The sequence below is a fragment of the Vibrio sp. Vb1574 genome (assembly GCF_033338675.1).
The window spans coordinates 130,070-147,126 of sequence record NZ_JAWOTC010000008.1; the positions used below are offsets into that span (position 1 = coordinate 130,070).

15 protein-coding genes and 1 pseudogene are annotated in these 17,057 nt (G+C 43.8%); 6 read left to right on the forward strand and 10 right to left on the reverse strand.

Annotated elements, in window-relative coordinates; all coding sequences use genetic code 11:
* Positions 1–296: 296 nt before the first annotated feature.
* The 3 genes from R7O12_RS08540 to R7O12_RS08550 all read right to left on the reverse strand — a co-directional run bounded on the left by R7O12_RS08540 (position 297) and on the right by R7O12_RS08550 (position 1,630).
* Complete coding sequence (locus R7O12_RS08540) at positions 297–614, reverse strand: GIY-YIG nuclease family protein (protein ID WP_005373593.1); 318 nt, start codon at positions 612–614, stop codon at positions 297–299.
* Positions 611–1,261 carry a YceH family protein gene (locus R7O12_RS08545; RefSeq protein ID WP_138940087.1) on the reverse strand — a complete coding sequence of 217 codons (651 nt, stop codon included), beginning with the start codon at positions 1,259–1,261 and terminating at the stop codon, positions 611–613. The genes R7O12_RS08540 and R7O12_RS08545 overlap by 4 nt, the downstream gene beginning before the upstream one ends.
* A gap of 165 nt (positions 1,262–1,426) precedes the next feature.
* Positions 1,427–1,630, reverse strand: a complete 204-nt coding sequence (locus R7O12_RS08550; RefSeq protein ID WP_031777159.1) for a hypothetical protein — start codon at positions 1,628–1,630, stop codon at positions 1,427–1,429.
* Positions 1,631–1,871: 241 nt separating this feature from the next.
* Between R7O12_RS08550 and R7O12_RS08555 the strand changes: the two genes are divergently transcribed.
* Positions 1,872–2,186, forward strand: coding sequence for a DUF496 family protein (locus R7O12_RS08555; RefSeq protein WP_005373603.1), 315 nt, complete (start codon positions 1,872–1,874; stop codon positions 2,184–2,186).
* Between the two features lie 121 nt (positions 2,187–2,307).
* Positions 2,308–3,651 carry an MATE family efflux transporter gene (locus R7O12_RS08560; protein WP_132937187.1) on the forward strand — a complete coding sequence of 448 codons (1,344 nt, stop codon included), beginning with the start codon at positions 2,308–2,310 and terminating at the stop codon, positions 3,649–3,651.
* Between the two features lie 68 nt (positions 3,652–3,719).
* On the opposite strand, the pseudogene R7O12_RS08565 reads toward R7O12_RS08560, so the two are convergent.
* Positions 3,720–6,268: pseudogene (locus R7O12_RS08565) on the reverse strand (ATP-binding protein).
* 615 nt (positions 6,269–6,883) lie between these two features.
* On the opposite strand from R7O12_RS08565, the gene R7O12_RS08570 reads away from it, so the two are divergent.
* Both R7O12_RS08570 and R7O12_RS08575 read left to right on the forward strand, forming a co-directional pair.
* Positions 6,884–8,317: a glyceraldehyde-3-phosphate dehydrogenase gene (locus R7O12_RS08570; protein WP_318125751.1), complete on the forward strand. Its 1,434-nt coding sequence runs from the start codon at positions 6,884–6,886 to the stop codon at positions 8,315–8,317.
* 240 nt (positions 8,318–8,557) lie between these two features.
* Positions 8,558–8,779, forward strand: a complete 222-nt coding sequence (locus tag R7O12_RS08575) for a hypothetical protein (protein WP_005373607.1) — start codon at positions 8,558–8,560, stop codon at positions 8,777–8,779.
* Between the two features lie 142 nt (positions 8,780–8,921).
* Here the strand turns inward: R7O12_RS08575 and R7O12_RS08580 are convergent, their stop codons facing one another.
* The 3 genes from R7O12_RS08580 to R7O12_RS08590 all read right to left on the reverse strand — a co-directional run bounded on the left by R7O12_RS08580 (position 8,922) and on the right by R7O12_RS08590 (position 11,056).
* Positions 8,922–9,536, reverse strand: coding sequence for a LysE family translocator (locus tag R7O12_RS08580; RefSeq protein ID WP_005373611.1), 615 nt, complete (start codon positions 9,534–9,536; stop codon positions 8,922–8,924).
* Positions 9,537–9,645: 109 nt separating this feature from the next.
* Positions 9,646–10,560 (reverse strand): LysR family transcriptional regulator, encoded by a 915-nt coding sequence (locus tag R7O12_RS08585; RefSeq protein WP_017819875.1) that lies wholly within the window; start codon positions 10,558–10,560, stop codon positions 9,646–9,648.
* A gap of 40 nt (positions 10,561–10,600) precedes the next feature.
* Positions 10,601–11,056 carry an Lrp/AsnC family transcriptional regulator gene (locus tag R7O12_RS08590; RefSeq protein ID WP_005373615.1) on the reverse strand — a complete coding sequence of 152 codons (456 nt, stop codon included), beginning with the start codon at positions 11,054–11,056 and terminating at the stop codon, positions 10,601–10,603.
* A 327-nt stretch (positions 11,057–11,383) separates the two neighbouring features.
* On the opposite strand from R7O12_RS08590, the gene yjeH reads away from it, so the two are divergent.
* Positions 11,384–12,646: an L-methionine/branched-chain amino acid transporter gene (yjeH, locus tag R7O12_RS08595; RefSeq protein ID WP_318125752.1), complete on the forward strand. Its 1,263-nt coding sequence runs from the start codon at positions 11,384–11,386 to the stop codon at positions 12,644–12,646.
* On the opposite strand, the gene R7O12_RS08600 is transcribed toward yjeH, so the two are convergent.
* Entirely contained in the window at positions 12,647–14,092 is a 1,446-nt protein-coding gene (locus R7O12_RS08600) for a PLP-dependent aminotransferase family protein (protein WP_154204235.1), read from the reverse strand.
* A gap of 100 nt (positions 14,093–14,192) precedes the next feature.
* Here R7O12_RS08600 and R7O12_RS08605 point away from each other — a divergent pair, with 100 nt between their 5' ends.
* Positions 14,193–14,849 (forward strand): pyridoxamine 5'-phosphate oxidase family protein, encoded by a 657-nt coding sequence (locus tag R7O12_RS08605; protein WP_064354862.1) that lies wholly within the window; start codon positions 14,193–14,195, stop codon positions 14,847–14,849.
* Here the strand turns inward: R7O12_RS08605 and R7O12_RS08610 are convergent.
* Together R7O12_RS08610 and R7O12_RS08615 are read right to left on the reverse strand one after the other, a co-directional pair.
* Positions 14,830–16,152, reverse strand: a complete 1,323-nt coding sequence (locus tag R7O12_RS08610) for an ATP-binding protein (RefSeq protein WP_005373622.1) — start codon at positions 16,150–16,152, stop codon at positions 14,830–14,832. The two genes, R7O12_RS08605 and R7O12_RS08610, sit on opposite strands and share 20 nt — an antisense overlap.
* A 3-nt stretch (positions 16,153–16,155) precedes the next feature.
* Complete coding sequence (locus R7O12_RS08615; RefSeq protein WP_005373624.1) at positions 16,156–16,848, reverse strand: response regulator transcription factor; 693 nt, start codon at positions 16,846–16,848, stop codon at positions 16,156–16,158.
* Between the last annotated feature and the right edge of the window lie 209 nt (positions 16,849–17,057).

Below are 17,057 nucleotides of genomic sequence, written 5' to 3' on the forward strand. Positions count from 1 at the left end.
CAGCTCTATTCATTACCTAGCCGAGTCATCCTATACTCTTGTAATCTACCTTCCTCTTAGTGCCTGTTTCAATAGTAAATTGGTTCTTGGTCTGAGTGGATACAAATAAAGTACATTGAGTCGCTTCCTTTGTCTCGATAACGTAGAGACATTTCGCGCTTTTCATATTCAGGACCTTTAAACAGAACACCAGCCCATTATGCGTCAGTTTATTCCTACATGGTACTCCAAAAACAAAAAGAAACCGCCAATGTGACATAGGCGGTTTCCGTGTATCGTTGCGTAGCAAGGGCTTATCAGAGTGCCACTATCTCTAACATCATTTGTTGATGTTCGTCGACGACAATATTTGCTTTTGACATAACGAGCAGCTCTTTTTTCGCTTTAGTTAGTTGCTTAATATAGTACTCTGCTCGCATGGCAAGCGTCTTTGAGTCAAAATCCGATGACCATTCCAATACCAAAGGGCCTTTTCCCTTCAAAGCTTTCGCTCCTTTTCCGGTTTGGTGCTGATTGAATCTTCGTTCAACATCATTGGTAACACCACAATACAACGCGTTGCGGTTATTTCGTATCAGGTAGACACTCCAACGCTGCGTTGTATTTTCCATCATGAAAGCAGTGACTCAACCTTAGCTTTTAATTCATCCAGCTCTTCTTTCAGCTGAGCGACTTCGAGCTCTAGCTGACTTACTCGATCGGAGCTCGAGCTTGCAGCAGACACAGGCGCTGCAAGTTCGGACGCATCAACATCACCACAGAACAAATGCATATAACGCGACTCCCGCTTACCAGCCTCACGTGGTAATTTGACCACTAATGGTCCTTTCTCTTCACTTGCTAAATGCTCAAGGACCATTTCCACTTCTTTTACATCATGAAATGTCGCGAGACGATTAGTACGAGTACGAATTTCCCCAGGTGTTTGAGCACCGCGCAAAAGCATACAGCATACAATGCCCTTCTCCTGCTCTGTCAGCTTTAAATCACCAAATTCCGTATTACAGAAACGGTGTTGATACTTGCTGACGCGGCTGTTGAACGCACTTTCATCACTGACGAGCCTGCGCTCAATAAGAGCATCAACGGCATCGAGTACGTCTGACTCTGAGAGTGACATCACGGGATCACGGTTGCTTTTTTGATTACACGCGTTGGTTAATGCGTTTAGGCTGAGGGGGTAAAGATCTGGGGTAGTGACTTCTTTTTCGATCAAGCAACCAATAACTCGTGCTTCAATTGCCGTTAGCTCAACTTTCATAATGCATTTCCTTATTATTTTTGCATTTGACTTTGTACCTAAATCGCTTCGAAATCATACGCCATAAATTCACACAGCAGTGCAAGAAGCGTTAGCGGTTCAGGTGTTGGTGTCAGGCTAAAGCATAGCGTAAGACCTGACACCCCTTACGAATAGGGTCAGGTATCAATGCTCCGAGAGAATCGGCACTCTCGTCAAATTGCCATCTTGGTCGACCATCATTATTTTTGAACGATTAAGCTCAACTTCGATGATTTCGAGTTGCTCGCGTGCGTTGATATACGCCGTTTTTAACTTTTCAGCCACAGAGCGAGTGACTTGCTCATTATCTTGACTATTTACTTGCTCCGCAGTGTTACCAGAGTCCATATCAAGTTCATCATTTTGCATTCAATGGTGTTGATAATATAGTGAAGGCCACGTTATGACAATGAATCGATGGATTCTACGATGTTGGCCAAAACTCGAAGAAAGCAGCACGATTATATGGACACAGCGCAATTGGTTGAGAAATGTTCAACTCTGCATTGCTATTGATCTAAAGACTGTTATGCCACTGGATGTTGTGCTTTAATCGAGGAAGATATTCATAAAATTAGGAAAGAGAACTATGAGTAGCGTATTTGAAATCGTTAACCAAGCTCGTCGTAAAAACAAACTAAAACGTGAGCTTCTTGATAACGAGAAGAAAGTTCGTGATAACCGTAAACGTGTTGATCTTCTAGAAAACCTTCTAGACTACATCAAACCAGAAATGACTCACGATGAAATCGTCGCAATCATCAAAAATATGAAAGCAGACTATGAAGATCGTGTTGATGACCACATCATTAAAAGCGCTGAGATCTCTAAAGCACGTCGTGACATCAGCCGTCGCATTCGTGAGCTGACTGAAGAAGACAAGCAAACTAGCGGCAAAAAATAAACGCGTAAGCTAGATTTTCGAACCCCGAGCAAGAATATCTTCCTCGGGGTTTATTTTTGTCTCTAAACTAACCGCCGTGTACAATCAATCTAACTCTTATTCCTAACGCATTCAGCTTTCTATGTCTTCAACTACGACAAGTACACAACCAACGCTTGCAAAACAATTATTTACGATGACCTGGCCAATGCTATTTGGCGTTCTGTCTTTAATGAGCTTTCAGCTTGTGGATAGTGCGTTTATCGGTCAGCTCGGCGTTTTACCGTTAGCCGCTCAAGGTTTCACTCTGCCTTTGCAAATGGTCATTATCGGTATTCAAGTCGGTCTAGGGATCGCAACGACAGCGGTCATTTCTAAAGCTCTTGGGGCGAATGAAAGTCGGTATGCCAAACAACTTGGCGGATTGGTATTGATGATCGGCTCAATTGGTGTCGCTATTTTTGGCGGGCTAATTTGGCTTTTGCGCTACCCCATTTTAGCTCTATTAAGCGCTCCAGAATCTGTTATGCCGATAATCGACAGTTACTGGCCTTGGTGGTTATTAAGCTCATGGACTGGTGCAGTTTTGTATTTTTACTACAGTATCTGCCGAGCTAATGGCAATACAATGTTACCTGGCACAATGATGATGATAACCAGCGGCGTGAACCTTGTGCTCGATCCGCTATTTATTTTCACGTTTGACTTGGGTATTAACGGAGCGGCAATAGCAACCATCGTCGCTTTTGGGTTTGGTATTTTAGTCGTCGCTCCTCGCGTGAAAAAGAATCACTGGGCAACGACACAATGGCAAGATCTTAACGTAGCCAAAAGTGTTGCATCTATCGGTAACATTATGGGCCCTGCGATGATTAGCCAACTGCTGCCACCGTTGTCTTCCATGCTAGCAACAAAATTATTGGCAAGCTTTGGAACCGCAGCAGTCGCCGCTTGGGCGCTTGGTTCACGCTATGAGTTCTTTGCTATCGTTTCGGTCTTGGCGCTGACAATGTCTATGCCTCCAATGGTTGGACGCTTACTTGGAGCAAAGAACTATGAAGATATCCAAAGGCTCGTCAGTATTGCCGTAAAATTCATTCTAGGTTTCCAACTTTTGATTGCTGCCATTACATTTGCCGTCGCAAACCCACTCGCATTATTGATGACAAGTGATATGCAAGTGGAGCAAGTCTTGGAAATGCATTTACTGATAGTGCCGATCAGTTTGGGTTCATTAGGGGTTTGTATGCTAATGGTTTCTCTTTGTAATGCATTAGGCAAATCTTACACCGCGCTCACTATTTCAGCGCTGCGCTTGTTTGTCTTTTTCCTACCGTGCTTGTGGGTTGGCGCTCAAATGGATGGAATCCGAGGTTTACTCTTAGGCGCTTGTATCGGCAACCTGTTAGCTGGTGTTTCCGCATACCTAACCTATCGCCAAACCATACGCAAACTCGCAGGCGCTCAAGCCAACGCACAACAATGAATAATCAGAACTAAGCCCCTGAAGTGGGGCTTTATCGTTTTGACGCCTTGTCTAAGTTGAAATGTTAGCTAGGCGAGTTTTAATTCACTAAAGAGCTCAAATAACTGGTTCGATTTATACGGCTTAGGTAAATAAGCATCCATGCCTGCCGCAAAACAGTTGTGGATGTCTTCTTCCAAAACACTCGCAGTGAGTGCGATAATCATCGTTTTTTCACGTCCTGCTTTCTTTTCCCAACGACGAATTTCTTTCGTCGCGGTCAGTCCATCCATCACGGGCATCATGCAGTCCATTAAAATTGCATCGAATTCTTCTCCCTTTGTGATGGCTTCTAACGCTTCTTGGCCGTTGCTTGTTATCAAATAGTCATAACCTGCTTTATCCAGAAAAAAACTCGCTATTTTCTGGTTCATCAAATTATCCTCCGCAATTAAGATCCTCCGATGAGAGCGCGACGCTCGATATTCAGAGCTGACAACATTATTGGTGACATTGTCACTTGATATAGTCTTTTCAACCTTAGCTAAATCATCAATGACATGCTTAAATCGATTGCCAAGGAAAGGTAATGTGAGTACGGCATGTACTTTTTCTGCATTTTCGTAGGGAGTGGATAAATGATGCTGGCAAATAATCACACGGCGAAGATCGTAATTAAATGATAGATTATCCAAGATTTCATCGGTATTAGCGTCGTTACTGTGGCACAGAAATATGACATCAAAGTCATCATTTATCGCTTGCACTTCATTCACATTATTAACACCAAAGAGATTGATTTTCGCTAAGCGACACTCTTTTAATACTTGGTCAGCGTAGTCGTAATTTGAGCAGATCAAAAGCCCTTTATTAATCACCTCCGAACGCCAGCCAAACACCGGAATTGCTTCAACCTCAATCGAGAATTCAAAGCATGTGCCCACTCCTTTTGTAGATGTTGCTACGAGCTTGCCCCCCATCATCGACACAAGCTGACAACAAATTGCCAAACCCAACCCTGTACCGCCAAATTGCCTCGACACTCCTTCATCTTCCTGAGTAAAGGGTTCAAAAATCGTGGTTAACTTATCTTGATCAATGCCTATTCCGGTATCTTCTACTTTAAACGTCAGCACTCCACGTTCTTTCTCAAGTAACTCTTCATAACTAACATCAACGCATACATGCCCACTTTCGGTAAACTTAACCGCATTCGATACCAGATTCGTAACTACCTGTTTGACACGATGATCATCGACTGATACACGACTTCTCGGATATCCGCTTCTATTAGTGACAGCTCCAATCGTCCAGACTCGATTTTAGAGAGATCCAATATATCGTTAAGTAAAGTAAGCAGTGTTTGAGATGAGGAGTCAATGTCATCAACAACTTCTTGTTGATGCGAAGACAACTCACTTTGAGAGAGTATTTCTGTCATGCCCATGATCCCGTTAAGGGGCGTGCGTATTTCATGTGACATGTTGGCAAGAAACACAGATTTTGCACGATTAGCCGATACTGCTGACTCTTTTGCATGCAGTATTTCTTCAGTTTGTCTCTGCATTTCTTCAACCACTCGATTCACTTGCTGAGCAAAAATGGTCAGTTCATCACTTCCATCAACTTTGACTTTTGTTTGCTTCTCTTCGGAGTTGATCAACGCGTTTAAAGTATGAATGATCGCATCGAGTTTGCTGTTAACTCGGAACCAAGTACTAAATCCGAGCCAACAAAGCAGGATAACCACTAAGGCGACGCCAAAACTGATCATCGCTATATTGGCCTTTTGTTCATGAACCTGCGTGAGAAGCGACTGCTCAGTTTGTTTGGTGAACCCATCAATGAGCACTTGTAAGCGCTGCACACGAAAATCGAGTTCTTTTAAATACGCGGCGTAGTCACTTTGTGACATGTCTCCTGACATTAATTGTCCGCGAGACGCCAAGTTTCTCTGATATCTCGGCGAAGTAAACAAGCCAAGCAATTTATCCACTTGCTCGTATGACCCACCTAAGTTTAAAAACGCATCCAAATTTTGCTGCTGTCGGTCAATCGCCTGATAAAACATACTTTGACTTAGCCGACTCTTAGGGTCTTGGACTAAACGGTTCGTCAGCCAAGCTTCTTTCTGTGTCCAAAAAGAGAGCTGAGCAAGGTAGGCAATAAAATTTTGCATGCGAATGCCGTCGTCACTGCCATACCATTGATGATTTTGCAACAAAGAGCGCGACATATTTTGGAGCTGTTGAAATGCCCAATCACCCAGGTCGTCCATCTCACTCAATCTACCTGACAATACCCCCAGCATGGCTTCTTTCAGGTCATCAGCATACTCAGCAGTATTAGGGTTACTCACAAACTTTTGATGCAAAGAAGAAATAACTTCACCTTGTTCTTCAATATTAATGGCTGCAGAGACTTGAAGATCAGGCTGTCGGCGTACTTTCTCTATGGAGTAAATAAAGTGGGAGGCCTTGGATATCAATTGGAAACCTTGAATATTGCTAACCGTTTGATTGAGACGGCTCACGCGCAACGCATTATCAGAAAACTGCTGAACTGCAAACACCACTATTACCACAGCGGGTAATAGTGCGAGGAGTGCTAAGCGTGTTTTTATTGATAATCTCAACATCCATCAGCCTAATGGTTGATTTCATCCGTTTATTTAATATTAGACTAGTTTCCTGCATTGAAAGGCATATACGACATTGTTACTTTCAAACAACATTCACCTACCTAGATTATGGTTATTGTGAGTGTTTTATCATCGGCTAATGAAGTGGCAATTGTGATTCAAGTCATATTTTTTGATCTTAAAGTTGGATGCAAACAATAAAGTTTCACTCACAACTAAGAGTCGCCTCACTTTTCAGGAAATCATCTATTGTATGTTTACCTATTGAGTTGCCTTATCGAGTCAAATCACAAAAAAATGCAAAATATCCATTTTTGTCAACAAAACTAATTTGAAAGCAAACGTTATCATCGCAAAAAAAGTAAGTTACTTTCTAAATGTCAATACGTGAAAACCACTGCTTTAGTCACATTAATCCACCACTAACGTCCCCTTGAGTAGTGTTTTACACTGGATTTAATTTTCCTAGCAGAATAAGGACTCCGACCTTAGAATCCGCACACATAACTATTACAACCCGATTACATAACCCACCACACTCTTGCACGCTGCCGAAGAGGCAACAGCAGAGAGTATGGTTAGCCCCCAAAACGTGAAAGGTCTAATACAACAATGAGTCCAGAGAAATATCTCCAAGACTGGCAAACTAGCCAAACGATTGCTGAATCTATTTCCCCTCTAATTGGTAAGCTATATCGTCAAAAAGGAATCGAAGTGGTTCTGTTTGGTAAAACGCTTATTAATGCTACTACTATAGACATTCTCAAAACTCATCGCGTTGCAAGACGTTATACCGGTAACCCACTTTCGCTTGAGCACACGATGCCTATTATTCAAGCGCTTTGTGAAATGAGCATTTCTTCATGCCGTGTCGATGTTGGCCAATTGGCAACTATGTACTGGAATGAACATGACGATACAAGCTCTCTAAACGATTTCCTTATCACTGCACTTGATGGCGCTCGCGACGCAGATTCTTCACTGAAAGCGCGTGATGTGGTTCTTTACGGGTTCGGTCGCATTGGTCGACTACTTACTCGCCTTCTCATTGAGAAAAGTGGTCCAGGTTACCCACTAAGACTACGTGCGATTGTGGTTCGTGGCGGTAAAAAAGGCGATTTGGAGAAGCGTGCTAGCCTGCTGCGTCGTGACTCAGTTCACGGCCAGTTCAACGGTAGTATTGTTATCGATGAAGAGCGTAAAGCACTGATCGTTAACGGCAACTACATCCAAATTATCTACGCAAATAACCCAAACGAAGTAGACTATTCAGCTTTCGGTATCAATAACGCGCTAGTTGTTGATAACACAGGTGTTTGGCGTGATTCTGAAGGCCTGAGCCAACACTTAGCGTGTCAAGGCGCAGAGAAAGTACTGCTAACAGCACCAGGTAAAGGTGACATCAAAAACGTTGTATTCGGTGTAAATGAGTCGGTAATTAAAGAAGATGACACCATCATCTCTGCGGCAAGCTGTACAACAAATGCAATCACGCCAGTCCTTAAGGCTCTGAACGATAAATATGGTGTTCTTTCTGGCCATATTGAAACCGTGCACTCATACACAAACGACCAAAATTTGATCGACAACTTCCACTCTGGTGACCGTCGCGGACGTAGTGCTTCACTAAACATGGTTCTGACTTCAACAGGTGCGGCAAAAGCAGTTGCTAAAGCATTGCCAGAGCTTGCAGGCAAGCTAACAGGCAACGCGATTCGCGTACCGACACCAAACGTTTCTATGGCAGTCGCTAATCTAAACTTAGGTGAAGACGTAGACCGTGATTCACTGAACGATTACTTGCGTGAAATGGCGTTGAACTCTGAGCTTTCGGCACAGATTGACTACACCGATTCAACAGAAATTGTATCAACTGACTTAGTTGGCTCTCGCCATGCAGGCGTCGTAGATGGTCAAGCGACTATCGCACAAGACAAGCGTTGTGTACTTTACATCTGGTACGACAACGAATTCGGTTACAGCTGCCAAGTTGTGCACTGTATGGAACAAATGATGGGTGTTCGTTACCAAACATTCCCTCGATAGGTGAACTTTGCTCCACAACGTTAACCACATAGCGTAGCGGACAATATCTCATATTTGTTCTAAATAATAAGCGCCATGCGCATTACTAATATTTTTCCCCGTTTATACGCCTGATCACCCTCAGGCGTTTTTTCGTTTCATTCATTTGACACTCTCCGGACAAAGTGAACGTCAGCATTCATGTTTTGTTCATGTTCACAGCATTAATCTGAGCACATAAATTACAGAGAGGTCATGATTATGAATCGGATTATTGTAACTGCACTAGCACTGATTACCGGCTTTTTTACATTAGTATTTAGCTTGATTATTGCGATTCCGTTGACCATCGCAGCATTAATTACCGGCAAGCGTATTGAAAAGCGCGTCAAGAAAATGCAGAGAGAAATGCACGAAGAATATGAGTTTAATACAGGTAAAGCAGATGCGATTGAAGGTGAATTTGAAGAGGTTCGCCGGTAAGTAAATAAGATTTAGATGAGTTTCTCTCCCCCGACAGCTCCTGAGAAACTTCTTGCTTTCACCCTGTACTTAAAATGGCAGGGTGTTTTTTTGAAGAGCAGCCACACGGGCTGCTTTTAGTATTTCTGTCTTGCGAGCTTGTCTATACCGTTACGACCACTCTAAGAGCCAGCAGCATGAGTACTACCCCTGACAAACGATCAATCAACACTGCCTTAGAGCGAATTCTGTCAACGACTTTAGAGCTCGATAGCACTAGGGTAATAAAGGTGTACCAAAGCCCATCCACAACAAACGGCGTGGCAACAATGATCATCTGATTACTCAAATCATTACCGAGCGCGACAAACTGACTGAATAATGCGATAAAAAACAAAGCAATTTTGGGACTTAAAATCGAGATAAAAAAGCCTTCTCGCGCAGACTGGATTACCGTTGTCTCCTCACCTGACTCCAACTTCGCAGCCACACCACCTTTTGAACGCAAAGCATTAAACCCTAAATACGCAAGATATGCCGCACCCACAAGGCTAATCGTCTTGAACAGCATCGGGCTTTGCTGCAAAACAACAGCGAGACCAATCAAGGTAATAAACGCATATATACCAATGCCAAACGCATGAGCCCAAGCCGTAGCTAATCCATTGATACGTCCACCAGCCAACGAGTGCTTAGCGACAATAGCTAAGCTGGGACCTGGTGACATAGCCCCTAATAAACACACGGTAAAAAGTGATAACCAAACTGTTAGTGTCATAAGAATTTCCCCTCTTTGAAGCTCACTCTATCAACGGAAGAGGTATAATTAGAAATCAAAGTTATTCATACTAATCATGACTTCAAGTCATAGCTAAACGATGTACGTATTAGCGAATGGAATATTCAGAGATTTGCATTACTGAGCGAATCTCTTCTCGCACCCATTTATGCGCAGGATCCGTGTCGTATTTGGGATGCCACATTAACCAATATTGATGAATAGGTGTTTCGAGTGGTAATGCTTTATGGGTTAAGTCCCAATGCTTAGCGAGGTTAACGGCAATATGTTCAGGAGCCACCATCAGGTGCTCGCTTGCAACTAAGCGATTGATCGCAGCAGAGAAGAATGGAACCTTAAAGGTAACGTGGCGGGTGTGCCCTAGCTCTTTCAATGCTAAATCAGTGTAGGAATCTTTGTCTCCGCCGCCAGTCACTTTGATGTGTGAATATGAAATCAAGTCTTCAATACTGATCTGGTCCTGCTTTGCTAACGGATGAGAAGATTTCATCAAACAAACTGATGAATCCTCACCAATTTTAACGCTCGACACACTCTGTGGTTTTTCTGGATACATAGAAGACGCGATATGGATGCCCGTCTCATGAAGTTTATCAAGAAAGTTGGGTTGCCACAGTCGGTACGCCATATCTAACTGTGGCGCTTGTTCACCCAAGTGAGAGGCAATATCGGGCAATACGTATTGCGCCACGTAGTCACTAGAAGCAATAACAAGCTCACCTTGCCACTGCCGCGGCTCAAAAGGTTGGTCATCGAGTAAATGGTCAAACTCAGCCAGTAATGCATCAAGCTTTGATTTTAACGCTATTGCTCGTGGCGTTGGTATCAGTTGATTACCTTGACGAATAAGCAGTGGGTCACCACACAGATCGCGCAATTGTGCAAGCTGTCGACTGACGGCAGACTGCGTAATGTGCAAACGGTCTGCGGTCCGGCTGACATGACACTCCTCTAAAAGTACATGCAAGGATCTAAGTAGATTCAAATTAATGTTGTTTAACATATTCGCTCAGAAGGGTTTTCAACATGGCATCCATTCATGGTCACTTCACAAACAGGTTCCCAGTCGTGTTAAAGAATTCAGCTAAGACGGTATGAGTCATCAGGTTTCGAAGCTCTGGATATCGTTGAATTTGATCTCTGATTTCGTTCAAGCGAGCCATCGTAGGCACTTCGACAAAAACCATCATGTCCGTCTCACCGCTGATCGCATGACACCATTTTACGCCATCAATTTTGTATAACTCGTCCGCGTATGATTCGCAATAATACGTAGAGGTTGATTTATCGAACTTTAAGGCAAAATAGGCGCAAATCGAATCCCCACCCGAAGGCGCAATTTCAGCGTGATACCCTAGAATCACTTTGTCATGCTCTAGCTTACGAATACGGGCCGTTACCGCAGAACGAGAAAGGTTTACTTTATCCGCAATTTCAGTCACCGACAGCCGAGCGTTGTGCCTGAGCAGATCCACAATCTTATGATCAAACTTGTCCATACCGTTACCAAGCTTTCCTTATTTTTCTCATTCTATACCGATTCTAACTGCATAAGAAACCAACATTTTGTTGGAATTATTTAAAACAACCGTCATATTGACGGTTTAGTAAATCATTTTGTTATTAACATTTTGGATATGCTATTTGGCGGGCATGAGATGAGTGCTGTTATCCATTTCAACAGAAAATAGATAACACATTGAAATCAAATTCCCAACTTAAGTACTCAGCACATAAATAGCATCGCTTAAACACATAAAACGAAATAACCAGAAGCCACAAGCTTTTTCGTAATAAACCTCATAACATTGGATGAATCAATTCGCATGGAAGAGCTCAAAAAAGACATTTCACTCACATCAGGTATCGCACAGTTATCCACCACATTAATGGGAACGGGGCTGTTTATGATCCCGGCTATCGCAGCAGGTATAGCTGGCCATTTTTCACTATGGGCTTGGATTTTATTGTTCATCGCGATTTGTCCTATTGCGCTGACTTTTGCTCAACTGGGTAAACGATACCCCAACGCGGGCGGAACAGCCTTTTTTGTACGCAAAGCCTTTAACGCCAAACTGGAAAGTAGTGTCGCTTGGCTATTTGTTAGTGTCATTCCGGTAGGGGTTCCGGCCGCGATTGCACTCGCCGCAGGCTTCCTACAACAAATATTGCCAGAGCCTATTAGCAACAATCTGTTTGCACAAGTTCTCACGGTAGTACTTCTTGTGTTCGTCAACTTGATGGGCACAAAATCATCAGGTCATTTACAAACTCTTATTGCTTTGAGTGTCTTCGCACTTGTTGGCGCATTTTTATGGAAAGGCGACGTTAACAACGCCGATCTTGTGATGCCCGCCATCACACAAGAGTCAATTTGGCCTATTACCGCAGCGTTAGGCGTGATGTTCTGGTGTTTTGTTGGCATAGAGGCTTTTGCCCATATGGGGGAAGAGTTCAAAAAACCTCAAAGAGATTTCCCTATTGCCATTGTGGTCGGTTGTTTTGTAGCAGGGGCTACCTATTGGGCATGCTCTGTCGTTATTTTAAAATTTGGCGCGTATGGTAACGCTCAATTTGATAACGCATCCATCCCCTGGCTTAGTGCCCAACTACTAGGCGATGGAGCCAAATGGATAATCAGCTTGATAGGTTTCTCCGCTTGTTTCGCGAGCGTTAACTTATACACACAGAGCCTAGCGCGAATGGTCTGGGCTCAAGCTCGTGAACATCGTCCTTCTAGTCCACTAGCCAAGATTTCACGTCGTGGTGTCCCTTTCTCAGCCACCATATTAGTTGGCGGCATATTATTGATATCTTGTGTGATAGGAACCCTATCACAGCTCGATCTGGAGTTTTTCCTAAAACTCGCAAACAGTGTATTCGTTCTGGTTTACATGTTGGGGATGTTAGCCGCTTTCAAATTGCTTCGAGGATTTGGTAAAACACTTGCGGGACTGTCCCTACTGCTTTGTACCGGTGTTTTTATATGTTTAGGCTGGTCAATGTTTTATGCACTTGGCATTTTTACTCTACTTTTACTGCCTTGGAAACAGTGGCGACATAAGCGACAAACACGTGTAGTTGAATAGTCATCGCTTCCCATTTCGAAATATGTGAGCTAAACGTTGGATACCAGCGTCTATGTTCTCTAACGCGATATTGCCGTAACCAAGCACGGCACCATGCCAGTGACGTGCTTGAAAATCTGGGTGTTCATAATAGCTCAAAGGTCGCAAGATGATCCCTTCATGCTCTGCTAGTTTCGTAAAACGCTGCTCATCCATACCGTCTTGCCATTTCAACGTAATATGAAGCCCCGCCGCTTGGCTAACGACGCAAACACGGTCGCCAAAATGCTGTTGAATGGATAAATGCATCTGTTCATGCTTAGTTTTGTACAGTCGACGCATTTTTCGAATATGACGTAATAACCCACCTTCAGTAATAAAATCTGCCAATGCTTCTTGTGTATGCGTCGGCGAATCACCACTTAACGCATCCTTAACCACCAAACATTGCTCTACTAAACGTTCAGGAGCTACAAGGTAGCCAAGCCGCAATCCGTTAAACATCACTTTACTGAAGGAACCCACATACAACACACGCTCATCTCGACCCATTTGAGCCGCTAGCCCCTGTAAGCTGGTATAGGGACGATGAGCGAACTGGAATTCGCTGTCATAATCGTCTTCGATGATCCAACGTGACTGTTCGACTGCCCAGTTGATGATCTTCCCTCTTTGCTCAGTATTGAGTGTGGTGCCCATCGGATATTGATTGCTTGGGGTGATATACAGGGCATCGGCATCGCTTGTGGTCACCGCTTCCACATCAAAACCTAATGTCTCTCTTACGAACAAAGGCTCAAATTGATAGTTTTGGAACTGAATCAACTTCCGCATTTGCGCGTAACCTGGTTGCTCCATCAGAACCTTATCACCTTGTTTGAGCACTACCATCGTCGCAATCGACAACGCTTGCTGCGCCCCAGAGGTAATAATAATGCGCTCTGGAGAACAATTCACTGAACGGCTTGATGCGAGGTAGTCAGCTAAAGCACAGCGCAATGCCCAACTACCCTGAATATCTTGATTCCCCAACAAGCAAGTACGAGACATATGGCGAGTGAGTAACTTTTGCCATTGCGCCATCGGAAATGCGTCCAAATCCGGCACACCCGGTGCAAATGCGCGGTTGATATCAAAGTGAGCTTTCGGTGATGAGTCTCTCTGAACTGAACTAGGTTCAGGCAAGTACTGCTCTGGCAGTTCTACGGCAACATAAAAGCCAGAACCTTTTTGGCTGTTCAAGTACCCTTCCGCCACTAACTGTTCGTAGGCAGAAATCACGGTATTCCTACTTAGATTAAGCTCTTGTGAAAGCTTCCGCGTAGAAGGCAGCTTCCCATTCTTCACCCACAGTCCTTGAACAATTTTCTTGCGAATAGCCAAAAACAACGCTTGCTGACGCGTTCCTTCACTGTCTTTTAAATGTAGGTCACCGATATCAATCAAAGACAAACTGGATCCATCCATTAGTTAAAACTGGCTCTCTTTAAGCTACCAGTTAAACGCTACATTGCAATCAAAGAATGAGGATAAATCGCTCGTAATCGTGAGCAAGCAAGGAGAGAAAATGCTATCCAACACCAATAGAACGGAAATTAAGAAAGGCGCACATAAAGCCGTCTCTGATGTTAGCAAACTGCACGCCATCATAGATGAAAGCCTAATCGCTCATATTGCGATAACCAACGAGTCAGGCCCTGTGGTCATCCCTATGCTGGCATGGCGTGTCGATGATTACGTGTATATCCATGGTGCCAACAACAGTCGACTGTTACGCTCACTCAAACAAGGAGTGCAAACGTGCTTAACCTTTACTTTGTTTGATGGTTGGGTATTGGCTCGAAGTGCGTTTCACCACAGTGCGCATTATCGCAGTGCTGTGGTCTTTGGCCAGTTTGAGGTGGTGGAAGATAACCAAGAGAAAGACAGGTTGCTGAATCACTTTATTGAACAGATCGCTCCGGGGAGAACAGAACAAATCCGTTTGAGTAATGAAAAAGAACTCAAAGCCACCATGCTGCTGCGTATTCCACTCACAGAAGCATCAGTGAAAATCAGCAATTTTGGCGTCAACGACGATGCGGAAGACATGGACATCCCTGTTTGGGCAGGTGTCCTACCCTACCGAACCGTCGTAGGTCCACTGCAAGCTTGTGACGATTTGTATGAAGGTATCGCAGAGCCAGACTACCGCAGTGCCTACTCTAACCGTTGGCAGGAATAAGCACCGTAAAACGTGCGCCGCCTAAGTGACTCTCGCCGACAGAAAGCTCCCACCCCAGTTGCCGCGCTGCACTGGTAGCGATGGCAAGCCCTAAACCAAAGCCTTTCATGTCGGCGTTGCGGCTTTTGTCTAAGCGCGAAAATGGCATAAATACTTCTTCTCGCATCGCCTCAGGGATGCCCGGACCATCGTCCTCAATATCGATGCTCCAGCAATCCGCTACCGTTCGAATCGTCACCTCAACGCAGGACTCACCATAACGCTTGGCGTTTTGCAGTAAATTATCGAGGACAAGGTTACCCAAAGTAGGCTGAAAGTGAATCAATTGGTTCGCGAGTTTATTTTCTGCTCTCAACATGGCGGACTCTAAGCCTAGGTAATTCATGCGGCTTTTACACCAAAGTGGCAGTTCCATGGTTTCAACAGAATCGATCCATGAGTGGTTTTTCACACTCAAGCGAGACAGCATGACAATGTCGGACGTTAAATCCGTCACGACATCAACGTATCGTTCAATATCGTCATGTAACTCTGCCTGCATTTCACCACTCGTGCGTCGAGCTAAATCCGTCGCTAGCTGAATACGACTCAGCGGAGTGCGCACTTCATGAGGAATAGCTTGAGTAAAGATGTGTGTTTGGCGCACTCGTCTCTCAATCTCTTCAGACATGCAGTTGAAGCCTTGGGCGAGCTCTTTCACGGGTTGCGAAAATTGCTTTAGCTCGACTCGCGTATTCAACTCACCAGAACCAAATTGTTGTTGCGCAGCCGTTAGTTGCCGAATTTGGCGGTCAAGACGTCGTACAGGTATGTAAACCATAATGCCTAAACTGCATACAACAACCAAAAGTAGAGTAAGTATAAATACAATCTCAGAATCTTCATTCCAATCAACGTGTGGGCTAAAGAAATCCGTTTTTTCTTTGAAAACTAAACTCTTCGAAGTGTTAGGCAAAGGGAATACCGCAGCATAGGTACTGCCATCAATAAGATAAACAGGTATCCCTTGCATACGGTACAGCAGATTACAATCTCGACAAGGCGGTGATCCGTCCCAGTTTTCAACCAATGTTAAATCAAAGATAAAGAAATCTTGCTTGCCGTTTTCGGTTAACTTCTTGTAGAGAGAATCCGGAGTGCCTCGTTGCTCAATGTATTGATCGACAAAATAAGCACCGTCACTCAAAAAAACACCGACTTCTGTTTTGCGCATGTACTCTTCCCCCATAAAGAGAAACAAAGCAACAGTCAGCGCAAGGCCAGTAACTAACCCCACATATAGACGAGTAAACAGGGAAAACATGCGTCATTTACCTGTCAGCATATAGCCGTGGTGACGTATGGTCTTAATGGTAGCAGTATGGATATGAGCCTTAGAGAATTTCTTCCTTAGTGAGGATATACGCATATCAATCGAACGATCAGTAATGCAGTATTCAATGCCTCTGGCAAGACGGCAACATGATTCACGAGATACTGGTTTATCGACATTCAGCATCAGGAGCTCTAGAATTTCAAACTCAGAGCTCGTTAAACCAATATCTTTTTGCAAATAAAATGCTTGGGAGCGACGAAGACAAAGACTAATGCCATATCGGCTCAGCTTTTCTTCTTCAACGATATCAACTTGACGACAATAGCGACGCAACGCTGCTTCAATACGGGCGAGAAGGATATTGCCTTTTATCGGTTTGGTAAGGTAATCATCAGCACCGAACTTAAATAAGCTCACCTCGCTCATTTCATCATCGGTCGCAGTCAAAACAATGATAATACCATGATAAAACTTACGCGCCTCTTGGCATATTTCTGCGCCATTTTTTCCTGGTAACATCAAATCTAACAGCACTAGGTCCGGCTTGAGCCCCTTAATCGTTTCTAATGCATTTTGACCGTTATCGATGACAGTTACCGTATATCCTTCGGCTTCGAGGTACATTTTGGTTAATCGAGCAATCTCTGAGTCGTCTTCTACCAGTAAGATTGTATTACCCACCATGAATCATTTACTCCACCAATATGATGGAGGGAGTATATCGCTCGTCCTATACTGCGCAACCTACTTAAATGATAATTTTAATAAAACGCAGGCTTACATACGCTTACAAACCATACATATACGATAATCCTAATCATTCTATACCCCTAAAACCATGCAATAACCTGAGGTTTTATTCATTATCAGAATATAGCTTCACATAGAAAATA